General features: G+C 45.8%; 22 protein-coding genes and 1 tRNA gene. 14 read left to right on the top strand and 9 right to left on the bottom strand.

Annotated features, from left to right (window positions below):
* Positions 1-105 precede the first annotated feature (105 nt).
* From adh to ACHA8N_RS11695, 13 genes are all read left to right on the top strand, one after another.
* Positions 106-1626 (top strand): aldehyde dehydrogenase, encoded by a 1521-nt coding sequence (adh, locus tag ACHA8N_RS11635; RefSeq protein ID WP_147511008.1) that lies wholly within the window; start codon positions 106-108, stop codon positions 1624-1626.
* Positions 1627-1647: 21 nt separating this feature from the next.
* The gene (locus tag ACHA8N_RS11640) at positions 1648-2016 is read left to right on the top strand and encodes a DUF779 domain-containing protein (RefSeq protein WP_147511009.1); all 369 of its coding nucleotides are present in this window, start codon (positions 1648-1650) and stop codon (positions 2014-2016) included.
* Between the two features lie 333 nt (positions 2017-2349).
* Positions 2350-3366 carry a S66 family peptidase gene (locus tag ACHA8N_RS11645; RefSeq protein ID WP_393965846.1) on the top strand — a complete coding sequence of 339 codons (1017 nt, stop codon included), beginning with the start codon at positions 2350-2352 and terminating at the stop codon, positions 3364-3366.
* A 20-nt stretch (positions 3367-3386) separates the two neighbouring features.
* The gene (locus tag ACHA8N_RS11650) at positions 3387-3728 is read left to right on the top strand and encodes a hypothetical protein (protein WP_393965847.1); all 342 of its coding nucleotides are present in this window, start codon (positions 3387-3389) and stop codon (positions 3726-3728) included.
* 23 nt (positions 3729-3751) lie between these two features.
* Positions 3752-4696 (top strand): alpha/beta hydrolase, encoded by a 945-nt coding sequence (locus ACHA8N_RS11655; RefSeq protein ID WP_393965848.1) that lies wholly within the window; start codon positions 3752-3754, stop codon positions 4694-4696.
* Positions 4697-4758: 62 nt separating this feature from the next.
* Positions 4759-4842: transfer RNA gene (locus tag ACHA8N_RS11660), tRNA-Leu, on the top strand.
* Positions 4843-5076: 234 nt separating this feature from the next.
* A complete protein-coding gene (locus ACHA8N_RS11665) occupies positions 5077-5796 on the top strand; it encodes a transporter substrate-binding domain-containing protein (protein WP_483867444.1) in 720 nt (239 codons plus the stop codon).
* A 36-nt stretch (positions 5797-5832) separates the two neighbouring features.
* The gene (locus ACHA8N_RS11670; RefSeq protein WP_147511014.1) at positions 5833-6477 is read left to right on the top strand and encodes an amino acid ABC transporter permease; all 645 of its coding nucleotides are present in this window, start codon (positions 5833-5835) and stop codon (positions 6475-6477) included.
* Complete coding sequence (locus ACHA8N_RS11675; protein ID WP_147511015.1) at positions 6474-7202, top strand: amino acid ABC transporter ATP-binding protein; 729 nt, start codon at positions 6474-6476, stop codon at positions 7200-7202. The genes ACHA8N_RS11670 and ACHA8N_RS11675 overlap by 4 nt, the downstream gene beginning before the upstream one ends.
* A gap of 357 nt (positions 7203-7559) precedes the next feature.
* Positions 7560-10415 (top strand): 2-oxoglutarate dehydrogenase E1 component, encoded by a 2856-nt coding sequence (locus ACHA8N_RS11680; RefSeq protein ID WP_393965850.1) that lies wholly within the window; start codon positions 7560-7562, stop codon positions 10413-10415.
* A 51-nt stretch (positions 10416-10466) separates the two neighbouring features.
* Positions 10467-11720: a 2-oxoglutarate dehydrogenase complex dihydrolipoyllysine-residue succinyltransferase gene (gene odhB, locus ACHA8N_RS11685; protein ID WP_147511017.1), complete on the top strand. Its 1254-nt coding sequence runs from the start codon at positions 10467-10469 to the stop codon at positions 11718-11720.
* Between the two features lie 176 nt (positions 11721-11896).
* On the top strand, positions 11897-12778 hold the full coding sequence (locus tag ACHA8N_RS11690; protein WP_393965862.1) for a glycerophosphodiester phosphodiesterase: 882 nt from the start codon (positions 11897-11899) through the stop codon (positions 12776-12778).
* A 197-nt stretch (positions 12779-12975) separates the two neighbouring features.
* Positions 12976-13422, top strand: coding sequence for an Rrf2 family transcriptional regulator (locus ACHA8N_RS11695; protein WP_147511019.1), 447 nt, complete (start codon positions 12976-12978; stop codon positions 13420-13422).
* A 60-nt stretch (positions 13423-13482) separates the two neighbouring features.
* Here the strand turns inward: ACHA8N_RS11695 and mnhG are convergent, their stop codons facing one another.
* From mnhG to ACHA8N_RS11730, 7 genes are read right to left on the bottom strand one after another with little or no spacing between them, the layout of a single operon-like run.
* A complete protein-coding gene (gene mnhG, locus ACHA8N_RS11700; RefSeq protein WP_147511020.1) occupies positions 13483-13863 on the bottom strand; it encodes a monovalent cation/H(+) antiporter subunit G in 381 nt (126 codons plus the stop codon).
* Entirely contained in the window at positions 13847-14131 is a 285-nt protein-coding gene (locus ACHA8N_RS11705) for a Na(+)/H(+) antiporter subunit F1 (RefSeq protein WP_014970528.1), read from the bottom strand. The genes mnhG and ACHA8N_RS11705 overlap by 17 nt, the downstream gene beginning before the upstream one ends.
* Entirely contained in the window at positions 14131-14607 is a 477-nt protein-coding gene (locus ACHA8N_RS11710; RefSeq protein WP_147511021.1) for a Na+/H+ antiporter subunit E, read from the bottom strand. The genes ACHA8N_RS11705 and ACHA8N_RS11710 overlap by 1 nt, the downstream gene beginning before the upstream one ends.
* 4 nt (positions 14608-14611) lie before the next feature.
* Positions 14612-16096, bottom strand: a complete 1485-nt coding sequence (locus ACHA8N_RS11715; RefSeq protein WP_147511022.1) for a Na+/H+ antiporter subunit D — start codon at positions 16094-16096, stop codon at positions 14612-14614.
* Positions 16089-16430 carry a Na(+)/H(+) antiporter subunit C gene (locus ACHA8N_RS11720; protein WP_147511023.1) on the bottom strand — a complete coding sequence of 114 codons (342 nt, stop codon included), beginning with the start codon at positions 16428-16430 and terminating at the stop codon, positions 16089-16091. The genes ACHA8N_RS11715 and ACHA8N_RS11720 overlap by 8 nt, the downstream gene beginning before the upstream one ends.
* 3 nt (positions 16431-16433) lie before the next feature.
* Positions 16434-16874 carry a Na(+)/H(+) antiporter subunit B gene (locus ACHA8N_RS11725; protein ID WP_393965851.1) on the bottom strand — a complete coding sequence of 147 codons (441 nt, stop codon included), beginning with the start codon at positions 16872-16874 and terminating at the stop codon, positions 16434-16436.
* Positions 16871-19276 (bottom strand): Na+/H+ antiporter subunit A, encoded by a 2406-nt coding sequence (locus ACHA8N_RS11730; protein ID WP_393965852.1) that lies wholly within the window; start codon positions 19274-19276, stop codon positions 16871-16873. The genes ACHA8N_RS11725 and ACHA8N_RS11730 overlap by 4 nt, the downstream gene beginning before the upstream one ends.
* A 353-nt stretch (positions 19277-19629) precedes the next feature.
* Between ACHA8N_RS11730 and ACHA8N_RS11735 the strand changes: the two genes are divergently transcribed.
* Positions 19630-19899, top strand: a complete 270-nt coding sequence (locus tag ACHA8N_RS11735) for a hypothetical protein (RefSeq protein ID WP_393965853.1) — start codon at positions 19630-19632, stop codon at positions 19897-19899.
* Between the two features lie 45 nt (positions 19900-19944).
* Here ACHA8N_RS11735 and ACHA8N_RS11740 read toward each other — a convergent pair whose 3' ends face one another.
* Positions 19945-20238 carry a hypothetical protein gene (locus tag ACHA8N_RS11740; protein WP_147511026.1) on the bottom strand — a complete coding sequence of 98 codons (294 nt, stop codon included), beginning with the start codon at positions 20236-20238 and terminating at the stop codon, positions 19945-19947.
* Between the two features lie 371 nt (positions 20239-20609).
* Complete coding sequence (locus ACHA8N_RS11745) at positions 20610-21323, bottom strand: YebC/PmpR family DNA-binding transcriptional regulator (protein ID WP_393965854.1); 714 nt, start codon at positions 21321-21323, stop codon at positions 20610-20612.
* Between the last annotated feature and the right edge of the window lie 199 nt (positions 21324-21522).

Below are 21522 nucleotides of genomic sequence, written 5' to 3' on the forward strand. Positions count from 1 at the left end.
GGTACGATAGGTACGAGAAGACATTTCGTTAACACTAAAATGAAAGCGTATACATGAGATACCTTCTCGTTGTTTGACCATTTTAATTGAGGGAGGAACAAGATCATGATTTATGAGATTCCGAACACGCAAGGGTCAAAGGTACAGTACAAGGATCGTTATGAGAACTTCATTAACGGAAAGTGGACGGCACCGGTCGGAGGAGAATATTTTGATAATGTGACGCCGATTACCGGGAAAGTGTTGTGTCAAGTTGCCCGTTCAGGGAAAGAAGACGTTGAACTCGCGCTCGATGCGGCTCATGCGGCGAAAGACGCGTGGGGAAAAACGTCGGTCGCAGAACGGTCGAACATTCTAAATAAAATCGCCAATCGGATGGAAGAAAACTTGGAAATGCTGGCCTATGCCGAAACACTGGAAAACGGGAAGGCTGTCCGGGAGACGTTGAATGCCGATTTACCGCTCGCCATTGATCATTTCCGGTACTTTGCCGGTGTCATCCGGGCGCAAGAAGGATCGATCGGTGAACTTGACAACGATACGGTCGCTTATCATTTCCATGAGCCGCTTGGTGTAGTCGGTCAAATCATCCCGTGGAACTTCCCGATTCTGATGGCTGTCTGGAAACTGGCACCGGCACTCGCGGCAGGGAACTGTGTAGTCTTGAAACCAGCTGAACAAACGCCGGCGAGTATTCTATTGCTGACGGAACTGATTGAAGATTTGTTACCTCCGGGTGTCTTGAATATCGTCAACGGTTTTGGACTGGAAGCCGGAAAACCGCTCGCCTCGAGCAAACGAATCGCTAAAATTGCCTTCACGGGTGAGACGACGACAGGACGACTCATCATGCAGTATGCATCCCAAAACATCATTCCGGTTACATTAGAACTCGGAGGAAAATCACCGAATATCTTCTTTGCCGATATTATGGATACCGATGATGCCTTTTTCGATAAAGCGATTGAAGGCTTGTTGATGTTCGCCTTGAACCAAGGGGAAGTCTGTACATGTCCATCACGCGCCTTGATTGAAGAATCCATCTACGAACCATTCATGGAACGTGTACTTGAACGGGTCAAAGCAATCAAACTCGGAAATCCGCTTGATGCCGACGTCATGATGGGCGCACAAGCGTCGAGTGAACAAATGGAAAAAATCTTATCTTATCTTGAAATCGGAAAATCCGAAGGGGCGGAATGCCTGATTGGTGGCGAACGGAATCATCTCGACGGGGATTTAGCCGACGGATATTATATCCAACCGACGATTTTTAAAGGACATAATAAAATGCGGATTTTCCAAGAAGAGATTTTTGGTCCTGTTCTGTCGGTCACGACCTTTAAGACAGAAGAAGAAGCCCTTCAGATTGCAAATGACACGCTGTACGGATTAGGTGCAGGGGTTTGGACGCGTGATATGAATCGTGCATACCGATTCGGACGCGCCATTGAAGCAGGACGTGTCTGGACGAATTGTTATCATCAGTACCCGGCTCACGCAGCGTTCGGTGGATATAAAATGTCAGGAATCGGACGGGAAAACCATAAAATGATGCTCAACCATTACCAACGGACAAAAAATCTGCTCGTCAGCTACAGTCCGGATAAACTTGGTTTCTTCTGATCGAAGAAAGGATGTGGCGACATGGTCGAACGTGTACTTGCGACCGATGCCGGCTTGGAATTGATTGAACTGCTGAAAGCGAAACACGGAGCGTTAATGTTTCATCAATCGGGCGGGTGTTGTGACGGCAGTTCCCCGATGTGTTTTGCAGAAGGCGATTTATTTTTAGGCGATCAGGATTTATTGATTGGTACGATTGGTGGCTGTCCGTTCTATATTCACGAGGATCAATATGCCTACTGGAAACATACACAACTCATCATTGATGTCGTCAATGGTCGAGGGGGAATGTTTTCCTTAGAAGGTGTCGAGGGGAAACGATTTTTGACACGTTCTCGCGCCTTTACGTCCGAAGAATATGCGGAACTCACGGCATCTGCCAAACCATAAAACGAAAAGAGAAAACACCTCGCTCAAATTTTTAAGTGATGACTCCTTAAAAATTCGAGTTGAAGGTGTTTTTTTAGTCCAAAAAGTCAAATGAGAAGTCCTGTTTTGTTTCTAAGCTGCGGCACGTTATAATTAAAAGATATTTTACAAAAGAAGAGGGCGAGACATGGCGACGTTTCAAGAGAAAACGTCAATCGAACCCATTTTAGCAAACCATTCCGAATTTCGGTCTGGGCATGTTTATTGGAGTACCATACCGGAAAGTCTAACAGCGCAGTCGATGGGTCCCGTCGATGAACTGAAAAAATCCAACATTGTTAGGAGGAAACAAGCATGCGTTATCCTTTTTTAGGCTGGACCGGACAAACGATTGGAGTGACAGCCCCGTCTTCTGGTGTGCCGGAAGACTTACATGGATTGCTTGAAGAAGCAACGTTACGTTTACAGGATCGGCAAATGACAGTCAAGGTTGGACAAACAGCTTGGACACAACAACAGGCGGCAAGTGCTCCGGCTCAAACGCGGGCAGACGAACTGAATGAAATGCTACAAAATCCGGATATCGATGCAATCATTCCACCCTTTGGAGGGGAGCGAGCGATTGATGTGTTACCGTTTCTGGATTTCGGACGTATTCCGGCAAAGTGGTTGCTCGGATATTCTGATATCAGTACTGTATTGTTTGCAATCACGGTCAAGACAGGCATCGCGACAGCGCATGGACCGAACTTCGTAGACATGCGAAGTGAGGAGTGGGACGAAACTACGGCAGCCTGGCGGCGTGTTCTGGCAACACCTGCCGGAGGGACGGTCACGCAGTGGACGTCTGATTTGTATCAAACCAAGTGGAACCATTCAGAACGACCGGACCGTTACATGTATCATCTCGATGCAACGACAGAGTGGAAAACACTGGATCCGGCACAAAAGCAGGCATCCGGTCGGTTACTTGGCGGATGCCTTGAGACGATTCGTCATCTCATCGGGACACCATACGGAGAAGTGGCAACGTTTCAGGAAAACCAAATCAACGCAGACCCTATCCTTTGGTACTTCGAGGTATCGGAAGCTAGTGCCACTGAGGTCCATCGTTCACTGATGCAAATGTACCTCGCCGGTTGGTTCGAGCACGCATCCGGAATCGTTTTTGGACGAACGGCAGGCGGACGGACCATTGAGGATTATACGATAATAGATGTCTATGAGACGTTTAAAAAAATGTTAGACATTCCGGTATTTTACGATCTCGACATCGGGCATCAACCCCCGCAACTGACACTCGTCAACGGGGCGTCGGCGACCATCACGATTCAAGGAAAAGATTCTAGAGTAGACATGACCTTTCAGTAATCTAGAAGAGGAGGACGATTATGGCAAATCGGAAGTTTCAATCGTTAGCAGCGTACAAACGGGTACATATCAATCCGGAGACACGACGGATGACGTTACCCGAGCCGTTTTACGATGCTTTACAACTAAATGACGAACTGATGTTGGCTCAAGTCGGTCAAGTATTGATCGTTCGAAATCCTGAAGAAATCGTAACGACAGAAACGGACTTGTTGGCTGAAATTGTCGATGAAGGATTTACGGGACAAGAATTGGTACAGGAATTTGCTTACCGTAAAGCACAACAGGAGCACCGTCTGCGTCAGCACATTTTACAAGAAGAGGATACGGCATCTTCAGCGCAGCTACAAATTGAGTTATAAGAGCGGATGAGGAGTGGACAGTGATGCGTAAACGAACAAAAATTGGTCTGGGTGTACTTGGATCAGGGATGCTTGCAGCGAGTTATTATTTTTATGAAATGGCAATCGCGACCAACCCTAAACCCTTTTTATCCAACAATCGTGATTTAAGCGACGAAATGGTCCGTTTGATGCAGCCGGGTCAAACGTGGATCAAAGAACAACCGCTTGAGCTGATTGAAGTAACAGCACACGATGGATTGACATTGCGCGGGCATTATTTGCCGCCGCTTGTTCCATCTGAACGGGTTGTGATCCTCGTTCACGGCTATGGAGGTGTTGGTACGGATTTAGCCGGATTTGCTTATTTGTATCACCAAGCCGGTTTCCATGTCATGATGCCGGATAACCGGGGACATGGAAAAAGTGATGGGAATTACATCGGTTTTGGATGGCATGACCGGGAAGACTGTCTCCGGTGGAGTGAATACTTGATTGCGCGTCTAGGTCAAGAAAGTGCGATTTTCTTGCATGGTGTCTCAATGGGCGGTGCAACGGTCCTGATGACGAGTGGGGAAAAGTTGCCGTCACAAATTAAAGGGATCATTTCTGACTGCGCGTACACGTCAGTCAATGCCGTCCTCGCCTATCAAATGAAACGGATGTACCGTTTGCCGCACTTTCCGTTTTTGGCGATGACCAGTATCTTAACGAAACTAAAAGCCGGTTATTTTTTCAGTGAGGCGTCAGCGATCAAACAAGTCAGACGAGCGACTGTCCCTATTTTATTTTTACACGGCGGTGCTGATACGTTTGTTCCGACTTCAATGGTCTATGAATTATACGAAGCCTGTCCGACGGAGAAAGAATTGGTTGTCATTCCAAATGCAGCCCACGCGATGGCTTATTTCGAAGATCCGGATACGTATGATGATGTGGTAGAACAATTCGTTCGCCGTATTTTGAATGAACAGCCAAAAGAAGTCTAAAAAAATCAATGAAACCGTTGACACGAAAACAACTATTTAGTATTCTAGTAACATAAATAGAAGTCGTCGTGGCGGAACTGGTAGACGCGCTAGACTCAGAATCTAGTGGTGGCAACACCGTGGAGGTTCAAGTCCTCTCGGCGGCATTTTAAAGCAAAAATAGGAGTACTCTTCGTAAGAAGGGTGCTCCTATTTTTATTTTGAAAAATTTTAATGTATGCCTTAATAAGTTAGTTCGTAAAATTTGAATTTTTCTGATAAAATATGTGTTAAGGAAAAATTTTTGAAGAAAATACAAGGAAGAAGGCATTTGCTTTCAAGAGAGGAGTAACAACATGAAAAAGCATTTATCGGTTTTATTTTTACTGCTTAGCTGTTTAATGGTATTAAGTGCGTGTAGCATCGGATCAAAAGACGAGGTTTCGAAAGACAAGACATACAAAGTCGGAATCGATGTCACATATCCACCGTTTGAATATAAAGACGGGGACACATATAAAGGAATCGATATTGACCTCATTAAAGCCATTGCGAAGGATCAAGATTTTAAAATCAAGTTTGAAGCAATGGATTTCAGCGGAATCATTCCAGCCCTTCAAGCCAATCAATTGGATGTCGCGATTGCTGGTATGAGCATCACGGATGATCGGAAAAAAGTCGTGACGTTCTCAGACCCTTACTTTAAAGCTGGGTTGATTTTAGTCGTCAAAGAAGATGAAAACAAAATCAAATCAGTTGATGATTTGAAAGGACAGAAAGTAGCTGTCAAAAAGGGAACAACAGGTGCAAAATATGCGACGGATAATGCAGATAAGTTAGGCATTACGGTCACACAATTCAACGACAGTCCTGCGATGTTCCAAGAAGTCAAAAATGGAAATGCTGCAGCATTGATTGAAGATTATCCAGTTATCTCATATGCAAACAAACAACAAAACCTGGGTCTGAAATTAGTCGGGGATCGTTTGAATGGTGATAATTATGGAATCGCCGTCTTAAAAGGTGAAAACGAAGAGTTGATGAAAAAAATCAACAAAGGATTGGCTAACCTCAAAGAAAACGGCGAGTACGATAAAATCGTCGATACGTATTTAAAATAAGCCATTTGAACGAATGACAAGGGAGTTGAGTCACTGATGGAAGTCGCAAAAACGGCGTTTCCGTTTTTCTTGGAAGGGTTACAAATTACCCTTTATATCTTTATCATCGCGGTCATTGTTGGATTTTTAATCGGCTTGATCGTCGCATTGATGCGTTTATCACCACTTAAGATTTTAAACGGAATCGCCATTGTCTATATCGATGTTATTCGGGGAACTCCCTTTATCGTCCAATTGTTCTTTATCTATTTTGGACTCAATTCGCTCGAGTGGCTGTCGATGGACCGGATGTATGCCGGGATTTTGACTGTCGCGATCAATGCTGGAGCCTACTTCGCTGAAATCATCCGGGCCGGGATTCAATCGATTGATAAAGGACAAACTGAAGCAGCCCGTTCCCTTGGTATGACGGGGCGTCAAACGATGACACAAATCATTTTGCCGCAAGCATTTCGTCGTATGTTACCGACGATTACAAATCAATCGATCATCAGCTTAAAAGATACATCGTTATTATCGATCATCGGCATCGCGGATTTGACGCAACAGGGACAAGTGCAACAGGCGACGACGTTTGAACCGTTCATCGTCTGGACCGTCGTCGGTCTGATGTATTTCGTCGTCATCTATCTCCTTTCACTGCTAGGGAAATTTTTGGAACGGAGGTTTACGCTACGATGAGTATCATTGAAGTGAAACAATTAAAGAAGTCGTTTGGCTCGAACGAAGTGTTAAAGGACATTTCCGTTGAAATCAAAGAAAAAGAAGTCGTTTGTGTCATTGGACCTTCTGGGTCCGGAAAAAGTACGTTTCTCCGCTGCTTAAACCGACTGGAAGATATTACAGGCGGCACAGTCGTAGTTGATACACACGACATCACGGATCCAAAAGTCGATATCAATAAAGTACGGGAAGAAGTCGGAATGGTTTTTCAACACTTCAACTTGTTTCCACATAAAACGGTACTCCAAAATGTGACGCTTGCACCGATGAAAGTCCGGAAGACCGAAAAAAATCAAGCAAAACAACGTGCACTGGAATTGCTGGACAAAGTCGGATTACGCGAAAAAGCGGATAACTATCCGGGTGAACTGTCCGGTGGTCAAAAACAACGGGTCGCCATTGCCCGTGCCTTGGCCATGAATCCGAAAATCATGTTGTTCGACGAACCGACGTCCGCGCTTGATCCGGAGATGGTCGGGGATGTTCTTGCCGTTATGAAACAGTTGGCACTCGAAGGGATGACAATGATTGTCGTTACGCACGAGATGGGATTTGCCCGTGAAGTCGGTGACCGGGTTCTTTTCATGGACGGTGGTTTCATCGTCGAAGAAAATATCCCGAGTCTATTGTTTGATTCGCCACAACACGAACGGACACAGTCGTTTTTAAGTAAAGTCTTATGACACACGAAATCGAGTATGGATGACCTTCAGGAAGGTTATTCATACTCTTTTTTTTAGAGAAAACATCAGTTTTCGCCTAGAGATGTTTGATTCATAAACAACACAGGGTACAGTCATAAGAAAAACTTATACATTTATGACTGAGAAATTGGGAATTCGAAACGCACTGACCTAAAAGAAGTAGTAATATAATAACTAAGGCAAACACTTTTGACATACAGGCCTTCGTTAAGAGTTGTGTTCGTACGCAATGTAAGGAACATGACGATTACCGAATTTTTATGTCATATGATTTGAAAGCGCTAACAGGTAGAGAGTTGGAAATATGCTGATTTTTCAACACGAAGTGTGAAATGAATGAAACGGGGGGAACCGTACATGGCAAGCCAGGATCAACAAGCATTTTATGGACCCAACCTTGGGTATATCATTGAATTGTATGAACGTTTTTTAGAGGATGCTTCTTCTGTTGATGAAGAGACACGGACATACTTTGAACAAAATGGTGCTCCGGTTGCAGAAAGCGTAATGAAACAGCCGGTCGAAACGGGAGATTTCGAAAAGTACTTGGCAGCGAGCCGGTTGGCTGATCAAATTCGGGCGAAAGGTCATCTTGCAGCCGATATTTATCCGCTCAAGGATCATCCACGCGAAACAGAGTTATTGGAACTCCGTCAGTTCGGATTAACCGAAGCCGATTTGCGGGGAATGCCTGTCACACTCGTTTGTCCAGAACCACCAGCTCATCTTCAAGATGCTTTTGAAGGCATCGAACACTTAAAAGCTCAGTATACAGGGGCGGCGGCTGTTGAATTTCAACATGTCGATGACTTGGATGAAAAGAAATGGTTGCGACAGAAGATTGAACAAGGTGCGCTGACAGCCAAGTTGACTGTTGATCAGAAAAAGCAATTGTTCAAACGATTGGCGGAAACGGAATTATTTGAAAAATATCTTCATAAAACATATGTCGGACAAAAACGTTTTTCAATCGAAGGACTTGATGCGATGGTGCCGTTGCTCGACACGATCGTCGGTCATTTAATTGCTAACGGATCGGAAACAATCAATATCGGAATGGCGCATCGGGGACGACTAAACGTCTTGGCACACGTTTTAGGAAAACCGTATGAAATGATTTTTGCAGAATTCCAACACGCACCGAACCATGATTTGGTTCCTTCCGAAGGTTCAATCGGTATCACGTACGGCTGGACAGGTGACGTCAAGTATCACCTTGGGTTAAACCGAAAGATGGAGCAACAATCCAGTAACGTCCGGATGACGCTTGCGAATAATCCGTCTCACCTTGAATTCGTCGATCCTGTTGTCGAAGGGTTTACACGAGCTGCGCAAGACGATCGTTCACAAAAAGGAGCTCCTCGTCAAGAACAAGGGAAAGCAGCTTCCATCTTGATTCACGGTGATGCTGCGTTTCCGGGACAAGGGATTGTCGCTGAAACGCTCAACTTAGCCAACCTAAAAGGATACAATACGGGTGGAACGATTCATATCATTGCCAACAATACGATTGGTTTCACGACAGAACCGACAGATTCCCGCTCAACACGGTATTCAAGTGATTTGGCAAAAGGTTATGAAATTCCGATTTTCCATGTTAATGCGGATGAACCAGAAAGCTGTTTAGCAGTCGCTCTTCTTGCCAGCGAATACCGGGCAACGTTTAACAAGGATGTCTTAATTGATTTGATTGGGTACCGTCGTTTCGGACATAACGAGATGGATGAGCCGATGAATACGAATCCCGTCCTCTATGATTTGATCCATAAACATGATTCAGCACGTGTTTTGTACGCCAAGCAACTGGTCGAACAAGGAGATGTCGCCAAAGAAGACGTGACGAAGATTGAAGCAGACATCAATGAGATGATGAAAACAGCACGTGAAAAAGTTCCAAATGTCGAGAAAGAATACGGTGGCATCATGCCGGACGTCGTCTTTAAAGGAGTACCGCACATCGAGACGGGAGTTGCCGCCGAGAAATTGACTGCGTATAACGAGCAGCTACTCGAATGGCCAAGTGGTTTCAGTGTCTTCCACAAACTCGAAAAAGTGTTGAAACGCCGGACGGATGCATTGACGACGAAAAACGGAATCGACTGGGGACATGCAGAAACGTTGGCATTCGCCTCCATCCTCTCAGAGGGGACACCGATCCGACTCAGTGGTCAAGATTCGGAACGGGGAACATTTGCCCAGCGGAATATTAATTTAAATGACGTAAAAACGGGACAATCCTTCTCTCCGATGCACAGCTTGGACTCTGCGACAGCATCGTTTGCCGTCTACAACAGTCCGTTGTCGGAAGCGGGCGTTCTCGGATTCGAATACGGCTACAATGTGTTTGCACCTGAGACACTTGTTTTATGGGAAGCCCAGTACGGTGACTTTGCAAACTCCGGTCAAGTCATCTTTGATCAGTTCATCTCGGCAAGTCGTGCAAAATGGGGACAAACGTCCGGGCTTGTCATGCTGTTGCCGCACGGATACGAAGGACAAGGACCGGAACACTCGAGTGGTCGCTTAGAGCGCTTCTTGACGTTGTCGGGTGAAAAGAACTGGACGGTTGCCAACGTGTCGAGTGCGGCCCAATACTTCCATCTGCTTCGCCGTCAGGCAGCGATACTTGGAAAAGAAGAAGTCCGTCCACTCGTCGTCATGACGCCGAAAAGTTTACTCCGTCATCCACTGGCAACTTCTGATCTATCCGAACTGACAAACAGTTCATTCAAACGACTCGTCGAACAAGAGGGCTTAGGGCAATCACCGGAACAAGTTGAACGGATTGTTTTCTGCAGCGGGAAAGTTGCGATTGACTTAGCAGAAGCCGTCTCGAAATCAGACGATGACTTCAACTGGTTGCACATCGTCCGGATCGAAGAAATTTATCCATTCCCGGCCAAGCAGTTAAACGCCTTATTGGAACGTTATCCGAATGTTGCTGAATTTGTTTGGGTTCAGGAAGAACCGAAAAACATGGGCGCATGGACTTACATTGAACCACGTCTTGAATCGGTTGCCGTCAATGGGATTACAACCGTCCGTTACATCGGCCGTCGTCGACGTTCGAGTACGGCGGAAGGTGATCCGACAGGTCACAAAGTCGAACAAGCGCGGATTCTAACAGAAGCCTTGACACGAACGACAGTCAACCAGCCGAGCGCATCAGCTACTTCCGAAACAAATGTCTAATCTAAAATCAAGTGGGGTCAAACACGAAAAGTCTTAGGGGGACGAATTAACATGGAAATCAAAGTGCCAGAACTTGCAGAATCGATTACAGAAGGTACGGTCGCATCGTGGTTAAAACAACCCGGCGATCAGGTAGAAAAAGGGGAAGCCATCGTCGAACTGGAGACAGATAAAGTCAACATCGAAGTACCGTCTGACGAAGCTGGAATTCTGTCTGAAGTCATGGCGGCTGAAGGCGATACAGTCCGCGTCGGAGAAACGATTGCCATCATCACAGCAGGTGGAGAAGCGGCACAACCGACAGAAGCAGCTCCGGCACCTGAACAAACAGAAGTACCCGTCGCACAGGAACCGAAAAAAGAACAACCGGCAGCTGTCGCTGCGACAGAAGCAACGTCACGCGTTGATCGCCCGATTGCCTCACCTGCTGCCCGGAAAATGGCACGCGAAAAAGGAATTGATTTAGCACAGGTCGCGACACAAGATCCACTTGGTCGAATTCGTGTTCAGGACGTCGCGACATTTGAAGTCGCTCCACGTGAACAAGCGAAACCGGAAACAAAAGCTCCGGCACCACAAGCCGCAACGCCTGCTGCACCGGGGAAACCGGAAGAGCGGATTAAAATGTCACGTCGCCGTAAAACGATTGCCAATCGTTTGGTCGAAGTGCAGCAAACAGCAGCGATGTTGACGACGTTCAATGAAATCGATATGTCTGCCGTCATGTCTTTACGGAAACGCCGTCAAGAAAAATTCGTCAAAGACAATGAAGTCAAACTCGGGTTCATGTCATTCTTCACGAAAGCAGCAGTAGCGGCCTTGAAGAAAATGCCGTATTTGAATGCTGAAATTCAAGGAGACGAGATCGTTCTCAAGAAATTCTACGATATTGGAATCGCCGTTTCGGCACCAGACGGGTTGGTCGTACCGGTCGTTCGCGATGCCGATAAAAAGAACTTCGGTGAAATTGAGAAAGATATCATTAATCTTGCGGTCAAGGCGCGGGATAATAAACTTGGATTATCGGATTTGACAGGCGGGACATTTACGATTACAAACGGCGGAACGTTTGGTTCATTAATGTCAACACCGATTCTCAACGGACCACAAGTCGCGATTCTCGGAATGCATGCGATCAATTTGCGTCCGATCGCGATTAGTGCAGAACGGATGGAAAATCGTCCGATGATGTATGTCGCGCTTTCTTACGATCACCGCATCGTGGATGGAAAAGAAGCCGTTACTTTCTTAAAACACATTAAAGATTTGCTCGAAGATCCGGAATCATTGATTTTTGAAGCATAAGCAAGATTATACAAACGGGGCTGACTCAAAAGTCAGTCCCGTTTTTTCTCGGATATGACATATCTGTCATCGAATCTACACAGAAGATTACAGCAGATTCATAATTCCTTTATCGTCAGCCGGTAAGATACGGTTTGTACGTTACTTTAAAGGGGGAAACATGAATGATGAAACAGATGGGTGTCACGATGGTCGTGGGAATGGTTGTCGCAAGTAGTTCCGTCAGTACTGAGGCAGCAGGTAAAGAAAAGGGGCTGCTTGACCCTAACCGAATTGTCAATGTTGCCCATCGCGGAGCATCGGGTTATGCACCGGAACATACAATGGTCGCTTACGAAATCGGACACAAAACATTAAAAGCCGACTACATTGAAATTGACTTGCAAATGACGAAAGACGGTCAGTTGATTGCGATGCATGACGAGACGGTGGATCGAACGACAAATGGTTCAGGTGCAGTTAAGGACAAGACGCTCTCGGAAATAAAAGAGTTGGATGCAGGAAGTTGGTTTAATGAAGTATATCCGGCGTATGCGGAAGAACGTTACAAAGGATTAAGTGTACCGACGCTCGATGAAATTTTTGAACGCTACGGAAAACATGCAAATTATTATATTGAGACAAAATCACCAGAAGTTTACCCAGGAATGGAGAAAAAGTTAGTAGAGAAGCTGTCCCAATATGGATTATCAAGTGATCGAATTCGTCAGGGGCAGGTTATGATTCAGTCGTTCAGCCGAGACAGCTTATTGAAAGTTAAAGAACTGGACCATCAACTTCCGCTTGTCCAACTCTTAGAAGCGTCGGAAACGACACGTTTAACAACGAAGGACTTGCAGGTCATCCAATCATACGCAGTCGGAGTCGGACCGTCGTTTAAATCATTGACACGAGAAAATACAAAACAAATCCGGGATAACGGATTATTGCTTCATCCCTATACAGTCAATGAAAAAGCGGATATGAAACGAATGCTCGATTACGGAGTAACAGGAGTCTTTACGAATTACGCAGACCGCTTTAATGAAGTGTTACGTGCTTATAAAAATAAAAAATGACGATAGGATCAGTCAGTTTCCCTTTCAAGCGGAAACTGATTTTTTTTTGAAATCAGGAATCTAAATCATATTGGCTTACGTATACATAATTAGAGCATCTCTTTTATTTTCGATTGAAATGGAAAATGTTAAGATGAAACAGCAAAGTTGGAAGAGGTCGTCAAAGGCTTCGTGAACAGGGAATGGAGTGGAACGACATGCGAATTACACAATATACGGATTATGGACTTCGGGTCTTGATTTATTTAGGGATACATCGAGAAGAGGTTACACCGATGCCGGCAATTGCCAATCATTACGGGATTTCATCCAATCATTTGATGAAAGTCACACAACAACTGACGAAGCTTGGATACGTGGAGTCGACGCGTGGTCGTACAGGTGGATTACGATTGATCCGTGATCCGGAGGAAATTAATATCGGTAAAGTCGTCCGTGAGATGGAACCAATGGATATCGTCGAATGTTTTGCAAAAGACGGTCATTGTGTGATAGAACCCCAATGTCAGCTCAAAGGGATTTTAGCTCGGGCCTTACGGGCGTTTATTCGTGAACTGGAACAACATACGTTAGCGGAACTGCTCACCAATCGACATGAATTAGAATTATTATTTGCAAAAACGGATGCGAATCCTTCACGATGAGTGAACGGTTGCATCCGTTTTTTTTGTATACCCGTATATTTTGATTCAAAATCATTGAACTCATTTTAATTTTGGACTAGGTCGTTTTTTAGGAGTAACGTGTTCCGGATTTTTCGCAAGATCATCTTGAACAGATCCCTTCCAAAGCGGTACATCACTGTAATATGCAGCCCTTGCAATTAAATGTCCGCCGATTGGTGCGGTAATCAAAACGAACAAGATTCCGAGCAAAACACGGGAAGAGAAAAATCCGTCTTCTGCGACGAAATAGATGATCACGCCAATGAGAATACTCATGACGCCAAGTGTCGCACTCTTAGAGGCGGCATGAGCACGCGTATAAAGGTCAGGTAGCCGAATGAGACCAAGTGCGGTCACGAGGCTGAAAAATGCCCCGATCAATGCAAAGACGGCTACGAAAATATCACTGATTGCGGTCACGTTCGATGATCTCTCCTTTCTCGATGAATTTAGAGAAGGCGACGGTGCCGATGAACGCCAAGATTCCGATCAATAAGATGACTTCCAAGTAGTCACTCGTCCGAAGAATAATCGAGACGAGACCGACGACGGAAATCAGGCTGATCCCGATCGAGTCGAGGGCGATGACCCGGTCGGCAACGGACGGTCCTTTGATGACGCGGTAAAATAACCCGAGCATCGACAGGAATACGCCACCCAAGGCGATGAATAAAATGGTCTCTAACATCAGCGGCTCACCTCCAAGATGGCTTTCTCAAAACTGTTTCGAATCGAGTCAACGGCATCATCAGCTTCCGGCATATGCAACGCATGGATGTACAATGTCTTATTGTCATCTGAGATATCCACGACCAAGGTGCCGGGTGTCAACGTAATCAGCAACGACAGCAACGTGATTTGCCAGTTGTGTTTGAGCTCGGTTTCATAGGCGAAAATACCGGGCTTGATATCAAGTCGCGGTTTCAAGATGATGGACAGCACCTGGAGATTCGCCACAACAAGTTCATATAAAAAGCGAATGAACAGTCGAATCAACGCGATGAACGGTCCGAGATAAAACCGGCTACTGAACCCCCTCCGCATCGCAAACATCGCAATCAATCCCAATAAATAGCCGATGATGAACGATGACGTCGAGAAGGAATTAGCAAGAAACATCCAGAGGAACGCAAGCAAGAGATTGAGTAATAACTGAAACGGCATAAGATTAGTCCTCCTTCAGTACGGCTTGAATATAGATTGAGGGATCGACAAGTGGATCCACGGCTTGCGAGATGAACGGTCGTACCGCTTCCGTCCCGACACCATACAAAACAGTCATCGTGACCAAAACGAGTGCAGGTGCGAGCAATTGTTTCGTCAGGTGGCGTTTCGGACCCGTGTAGGTCTTCGGCGATCCCCAAAATCCACGGATGAAAATCTGCATCACGGAATAGAGGACGAGCAGACTCGAAATCAAGACGACGAACGGTCCGACAAGATCACCTGCTTCAAAGCCACCACGGACGATCAGCAACTTTCCGATGAAACCACTGAGTGGTGGAATCCCGGCGAGTGACAATGCAGCAATGAAATACGTCCACCCGAGTAAGGGATAGTCTTTGATCATTCCACCCATATCTTTTAAGCGACTCGATCCAGCGATGCCGATCATGACACCGATCAACAGGAACAAGGCGGCCTTAATTAACATGTCATGAATCAGGTAGAACACCGCTCCTTCGAGTGACTGACGGGTCATGACAGAGACGCCGTACAAGATGACGCCGACCGCGACGATGATGTTGTAAATTAAGATCTGTTTAACGTCGCGTGTTGCCAGTGCACCGATGACACCGATGACGATCGTTGCCAGTGCCAACCAACCGAGAATTTGATGCGTGAACTCTTGCTGATGCGAGAAAAACAGGCTGTATGTCCGCAAGATCCCATAGACGCCGACTTTCGTCAGCAATGCGCCAAACAGCGCAAGAACGGGTGTCGGAGGCACTTGGTACGAGCCGGGAAGCCAGAAGTATAACGGGAAGATGGCACCCTTTAATCCAAAGACAATCAAAAACAGAATCGCAATGACGCTGAGAATGCCAGGCTGATTGATGTCTGCGATTTTTTGTGAGATGTCTGCCATGCTCAGAGAACCGATGACACCGTACAAAAAGGCGACGGTCATGACGAACAGAGCGGACGAGATGACGTTAATCAACAAGTATTTCAAGGACTCACGCAACTGAGCCGGTTTTCCTCCAAGCACAATCAAAACGTAAGAAGAAATCAAGAAGACTTCAAAAAAGACGAACATATTAAAGATATCACCTGTCGTGAAGGCTCCATTTACACCGACGAGTAAAAATTGGACGGCGATGTAATAATAAAACCGCTGATGTAAGTCGGACAAATAATAGATCGAATACCAGACGACAAAAAAGACAAGTAAGCTGGTCGTCAAAACAAGTAAGGCGGATAACATATCCGACACAAGCGTGATACCGAATGGAGCCGGCCAACTGCCGAGTGTGACGGTCAGGATTCCGTCTTTTCGGATACTGTAGACGAGATAGGCCGCTGCACCGGTGCTTAAAAAGGTCGAGACGAGAGAGAGCGTCCGTTGCAGACGGAGCCGATTCGGGAACAACATCAAAATGACACCGGTAATCAGCGGAATTAAAAGCGGTAATAACGGTAAATTAATCATGCGTATCGGTTCCTTTCATTTCCTCGAGATTGTCAGTGCCCAGTTCTTGGTAAGCCCGGTAGGCGAGCACGAGGAAAAATGCGGTCACGCCGAAACTGATGACGATTGCCGTTAGAACAAGCGCTTGTGGCAGTGGATCCGTGTACTGGGTGACCCCGTCTTTAATGACGGGCGCCGCTCCGGTCTTCAGACCACCCATCGTCATGACGATCAAATGAGCCGCGTGACTGAGTAAACCGGTTCCAATGATGATGCGTAAAATACTTTTTGAAAGAATGAGATAGACGGCACACATCGTCAAGATGCCTGCGGCAATCGCCATGATAATTTCCATGCGTTAATCACTCTCCCCAATCGTTTGAATAATTGTCATCGTCACACCGACGACGACGAGATATACCCCTAAATCGAACAGCATTGCTGTGTGTAAGGACGTTTTTCCGAACAACGGCAAATTGAAATAGTCGTGGGCATGTGTAAAAAATGGTTTGTTGAACAACAGGGCGCCTGAAGCCGTCAAGACGGAAATCAACATCCCTATGGCTGTCATCTGTTTGTAGTCGACAGGCAGGATTTGTCGAAGCGTCTTGATATCAAAGGCAAGCAAAATCAAGACAAGTGCGGAAGCCGTCACGAGACCGCCGACGAAGCCGCCACCCGGCGTATAATGACCGGCGAAAAACAGGTAGACGGCAAACAAAAAGATAATGAACGTGATGAACGTCGTGGCAGATTCCAAGATGACGTCATTCGTATGCTTCTTCATCGGGTTTTTCATTTGTCGATTCCTCCTGTCTTCCGGAAATTAATCATCGCGTAGATGCCAAGACTGGCAATGGCTAATACACTAATTTCAAATAACGTATCAAAACCACGGAAGTCGACGAGAATGACGTTGACCATGTTACCGCCGGCGGCTAAATCGGCCACATTGTCGATGTAGTATTGGGCAATCGAAGCGAACGACCGTTGGCTGAGCGAGGCAAGTGCGACCAACGTGACGCTTAATCCGACGAGCGCCGAGATTGCGGCATTGCCAAGTTTAAACTTAATCCGTTCTTCTTTCCGGCTGATTTCCGGCATATGATAAAACACGAGCAGGAATAAGGCGACGGATACCGTCTCAATGACAAGTTGTGTCAAGGCTAAGTCCGGCGCCCGGAATAAGACGAAGAACAGGGCGACCGTATAACCGACGACACCAAGCAAAATGATGGATGTCAAACGGGACCGGGCAAACGTGATCGATAAGGCACTTCCGACGAGGACGAGGACCAAGACGATTTCGTAAGCCTGAACTGAACTGAGTGGATCCACATCAAATCTAAAGGCATCAAGGAAGTAAAGACTCGATAATACCAGCACGACGATAAAACCGAAAATATAGACCAAATAAGAACGCATATAGCCGGTCATGACCGTATCATGAATAACGGTAGAGGTTTGTTCACCACGGCGCAGCAAGGCGTCATATTGGTGATTCAACGAGACTTGTTTGGGCATCCGGTTGTAAAGCGAGCGCCATTTTGGCAACGTCAGGAACAAAATCGTCCCGACTGAGATGATCAGCACGGTCAAAAACAGTTCCAAGTTGAAACCGTGCCAAAGTTTGATCTCAACAGGAATCGATCCCCCGTTCGCGGCAACTTTCGGTAAAATTGCTTCGGCTGCCGGTCGGATCAACGTGTTCGATAATAAGTTCGGGAACAAGCCGATTAAGACGACCAATGAAACAAGGAAAAGTGGCGGTATTAACATGCCGATTGGTGCTTCATGCGGTTTTTTCGGTAACTTGTCCAATTGTTTTGGACCAAGGAACGTCCGGTAAACGATTAAGATGCTGTAGACAAACGTAAAGATACTGCCGACGACCGCAACGAATGGGAACAAGAGACCGAATGTGTCCAGATGAAATAATCCGGACTGCGATACTTCGAGAACACCGGTCAAAAACATTTCTTTACTCAAGAAACCATTGAACGGAGGCACACCAGCCATGGATAGCGTACCGATGGTCGCAATCGTAAACGTCACCGGCATCAGTTGTGATAAACCACCGAGTTTCCGGATGTCGCGTGTACCGGTCTCATGATCGACAATTCCTGCCATCATGAAGAGACTGCCTTTGAACGTAGCATGGTTAATCAAGTGGAAGACTGCTGCGACCGTTGCAACCGTGTACAGGCTGTCCGGCAAGGCCTCGACTTGTAGTGCGGCCGCTCCGAGTCCGAGCAATGACATGATCAGACCGAGCTGTGAAATCGTCGAATACGCTAAAATGGCTTTTAAATCCACTTGTTTGACAGCATTCAATGATCCCCAGAAGAGTGTGAACATTCCGACAGACGAAACAAGATAAAACCACAGCGGTGTTTCGGCAAAAATTGGACTCATCCGTGCTACCAGATACAAACCGGCTTTGACCATCGTTGCCGAGTGCAGATACGCACTGACAGGGGTCGGAGCCTCCATCGCATCCGGTAACCAGATGTGAAACGGGAACTGAGCGGATTTTGTAAAGGCCGCCAGTAAAAACAGGACAAGCGAAACGGCGAAGAGTGGATCATTTGAATACGTCGCAACCGTCGCCAATGATTCCCGAATACTGAATGAACCGGAGAGAAGCGACAGCAAAGAAATTCCGCCGAGCATCGACAGTCCACCAAAGACAGTGATGAGCATCGATTTTTGGGCCCCGTAACGGGAGCGTTCTCGTTCATACCAGTAACCAATCAGTAAGAATGAGGAAATCGACGTCAATTCCCAAAACAGATACATGACAATCATGTTGTCGGATAAAACGATTCCGAGCATGGCCGTCATGAAGAGAAGCAGATAGACATAAAAATTATGCAGGGCTTCTTTTTTCGCATCGAGATAATAGATGGAGTACAGCACAACGAGCGAACCGATTCCTGTAATCAACAACGCAAACAGCAAACCAAGGCCGTCGACGTAAGCGATAAAGTTGATATCGAGCGAAGGAATCCATTTCATTGTCGCGACTACCGTTTCCCCTGCCATTGTCTGGGTGAGGAACTGACTGAAGTAAGCGACCAGCGTCAGCGGAACAAGCAGGACAAACCAGCCTGTGTGTACCGATTGAATCTTTTTGTACAATAATGGAATGAAAAGACTTGCGAGTAACGGCAACAAAATTGCCAAATGAAGCAATGACACATGATTCCCTCCTTTTCATATCGTTCATTTCATCGAAAAAAATGAAAGAAGGACGTAGTACGCAAGCGAGCTGTCGTGCTTGTGACATGTCCTTTTGTATTCAACCATTCGATTCTCATGAAGCATCTGTTAAAAGTATAACGTAGATTTCGGCTCTCTGCATGACCCGAACATTCTTGAGGTAGCGCAGGAAAGCGGTTTTTAAGTGAATTATTAAATATGTAGGAACACGGTAGAAAAACGCGAAAAAAAAGTCTGAAAAAATTTTAAAAAGACGTATAGACGTTGATTACAATGTTCCTTTTCAGGGAAAATGACTTAAGTGTAAAAATTCAGCGGACAGAGGTGTCGTCATGAAAAAGTCATTTAAGCAAGGTCTGGTCATTGGTGGGATCGCAGTGTTAACTGCGTTAGTCGTCAAACGTTATCAACAAGGTGGGTTCTCCTCGCAAGATTTCAGTGATCCGACCGCACTCGATCGTCAACCGAGTATCGATGCGAAAAAGGATGAAGCAGAAGTAGGATTGACGCAACTGGATTCAATTCATCGGGCCGATTGGCAGGCTAATGGTTTTCCGCAAACGCATGCTGAACTGGAACGTCTGGAAAAAGAAGAAGGATAATAAAAAAACACGCTCTCGTTTGAGGGCGTGTTATCGTATACAGTATTAAGCACTTGTTGAGACGAGTGATTGAATTCGTTCGCTGTGAGCAGCATACGAAGAGAGATGTTCAAATTGATGCAACGTAAGCGTCGTCATCCGGCTGTGTCCCGTACTTGAATCCAGTCGCAGATAGGCTTCGTTTTGATCATCTCCGCCGCCGTCAAAACGAATTTTAGCAGTAATCGTTCGTCCGTCATTCGTTTGCATATAGATATCGTAACCGCCAAAATCAACCCGGCTAAACCGATTGGCTTCGCTAACAATTCGTTTAAAAGTTTCAATTAATGAATAAGACATACCATTTCCTCCTTATGTGAAAAGCACGTGACTTAAAAATGCATCACCTATCAGTATCGAATATGTCTTTTCCCATTATATTCAAAAATTAAACATTAAAAAAGAATCTTTTTTTTGTAGCAAATTTTGATTGTTATGAAACGCGTTTCATACTTTATGATGAGTTACGACAGCGCGTGACTATCTTGAATCGATAGGCGTCAGCTGAGTAAGACGTTGAAAGGGGCATTGAGTTCTTTTCTGAATAGACATGTCAAAATTACATTAGATACAGACAAAAGTGGAATACACAAAGAGGAGTCGGATGCGCATCCAACTCCTTTTTGTGTATGAAAACCGGCAATGATATCAGCCGGTTGATAAATCGATGATCAGAGTTCGACGTTATGATAGACTTGTTGCACGTCTTCCAAATCTTCCAACGCATCAATCATTTTTTCGAACTGTTGCACGTCTTCGTCGGATAGCGTGACTTCGTTTTGAGCGAGCATGACTAGTTCAGCGACCGAGAAGTCGGTGATTCCTGCCTCTTTCAGCGTTTCTTGAACAGCATGGAACTGTTCTGGCTCAGCGTAGATGATGACAGACTCCTCTTCTTCCAAGATATCACGAACATCGATATCCGCTTCCATCATCAGTTCAAGAATATCATCTGCTGTTTTTCCTTCAAAAGCAAAGATGGCTGTCGCGTCAAACATGTAAGCAACCGACCCGCTGACCCCCATGTTTCCACCGTTTTTACCAAATGCGGCACGGACGTCGGAAGCGGTCCGGTTGACGTTGTTTGTCAGTGTCTCGACGATGACCATGGAACCGCTTGGTCCAAACCCTTCGTAACGCAAAACGTCAAAATTCTCTTCCGCGCCACCTTTTGCTTTTTCAATGGCACGCTCGACGATGGCACGGGGGACACTGTAGGTCTTGGCACGCTCGAGAACGACCTTTAATGCCTGGTTTGATTCAGGATCCGGTTCCCCTTGTTTAGCGGCAACATAAATCTCCCGACCGAATTTAGCATAAACCCGACTTGTATTTTTGTCTTTTGACGCCTTTTTTTCTTTAATATTATTCCATTTACGACCCATCAGAATCCACTCGCTTTCACATGACTTCGATTTAGTTAGGAACTTACTGGTTCCTTCTGCCTCATCAGTATACCGCATAAACTGTTGATTTCTAAACTGAAAAGACAGTAAAACGAGTGTTTTTTCAAGATTGACGTTTACATCTAGTCAGAAATCGGGAAATAACAAAAAATGAAATCTAGAGTGTGGAAGGAGAGGG

It is taken from the genome of Exiguobacterium sp. S22-S28, assembly GCF_043359615.1.
Classification (GTDB): domain Bacteria; phylum Bacillota; class Bacilli; order Exiguobacteriales; family Exiguobacteriaceae; genus Exiguobacterium_A.

Bases quoted from the DNA above. Each gene is read 5' to 3' on its own strand.
- ACHA8N_RS11665 (WP_483867444.1), top strand. From the start codon at position 5,077: ATGGTATTAAGTGCGTGTAGCATCGGATCAAAAGACGAGGTTTCGAAA.
- ACHA8N_RS11705 (WP_014970528.1), bottom strand. From the start codon at position 14,131: ATGTTAGAGACCATTTTATTCATCGCCTTGGGTGGCGTATTCCTGTCG.
- ACHA8N_RS11655 (WP_393965848.1), top strand. From the start codon at position 3,752: ATGCGTAAACGAACAAAAATTGGTCTGGGTGTACTTGGATCAGGGATG.
- ACHA8N_RS11650 (WP_393965847.1), top strand. From the start codon at position 3,387: ATGGCAAATCGGAAGTTTCAATCGTTAGCAGCGTACAAACGGGTACAT.
- ACHA8N_RS11725 (WP_393965851.1), bottom strand. From the start codon at position 16,874: ATGAAAAACCCGATGAAGAAGCATACGAATGACGTCATCTTGGAATCT.
- ACHA8N_RS11670 (WP_147511014.1), top strand. From the start codon at position 5,833: ATGGAAGTCGCAAAAACGGCGTTTCCGTTTTTCTTGGAAGGGTTACAA.
- ACHA8N_RS11715 (WP_147511022.1), bottom strand. From the start codon at position 16,096: ATGATTAATTTACCGTTATTACCGCTTTTAATTCCGCTGATTACCGGT.
- ACHA8N_RS11710 (WP_147511021.1), bottom strand. From the start codon at position 14,607: ATGCCGTTTCAGTTATTACTCAATCTCTTGCTTGCGTTCCTCTGGATG.
- ACHA8N_RS11720 (WP_147511023.1), bottom strand. From the start codon at position 16,430: ATGGAAATTATCATGGCGATTGCCGCAGGCATCTTGACGATGTGTGCC.
- ACHA8N_RS11640 (WP_147511009.1), top strand. From the start codon at position 1,648: ATGGTCGAACGTGTACTTGCGACCGATGCCGGCTTGGAATTGATTGAA.
- ACHA8N_RS11695 (WP_147511019.1), top strand. From the start codon at position 12,976: ATGCGAATTACACAATATACGGATTATGGACTTCGGGTCTTGATTTAT.
- ACHA8N_RS11680 (WP_393965850.1), top strand. From the start codon at position 7,560: ATGAAACGGGGGGAACCGTACATGGCAAGCCAGGATCAACAAGCATTT.
- ACHA8N_RS11745 (WP_393965854.1), bottom strand. From the start codon at position 21,323: ATGGGTCGTAAATGGAATAATATTAAAGAAAAAAAGGCGTCAAAAGAC.
- ACHA8N_RS11645 (WP_393965846.1), top strand. From the start codon at position 2,350: ATGCGTTATCCTTTTTTAGGCTGGACCGGACAAACGATTGGAGTGACA.
- ACHA8N_RS11690 (WP_393965862.1), top strand. From the start codon at position 11,897: ATGGGTGTCACGATGGTCGTGGGAATGGTTGTCGCAAGTAGTTCCGTC.
- ACHA8N_RS11735 (WP_393965853.1), top strand. From the start codon at position 19,630: ATGAAAAAGTCATTTAAGCAAGGTCTGGTCATTGGTGGGATCGCAGTG.
- ACHA8N_RS11675 (WP_147511015.1), top strand. From the start codon at position 6,474: ATGAGTATCATTGAAGTGAAACAATTAAAGAAGTCGTTTGGCTCGAAC.
- odhB (WP_147511017.1), top strand. From the start codon at position 10,467: ATGGAAATCAAAGTGCCAGAACTTGCAGAATCGATTACAGAAGGTACG.
- adh (WP_147511008.1), top strand. From the start codon at position 106: ATGATTTATGAGATTCCGAACACGCAAGGGTCAAAGGTACAGTACAAG.
- ACHA8N_RS11740 (WP_147511026.1), bottom strand. From the start codon at position 20,238: ATGTCTTATTCATTAATTGAAACTTTTAAACGAATTGTTAGCGAAGCC.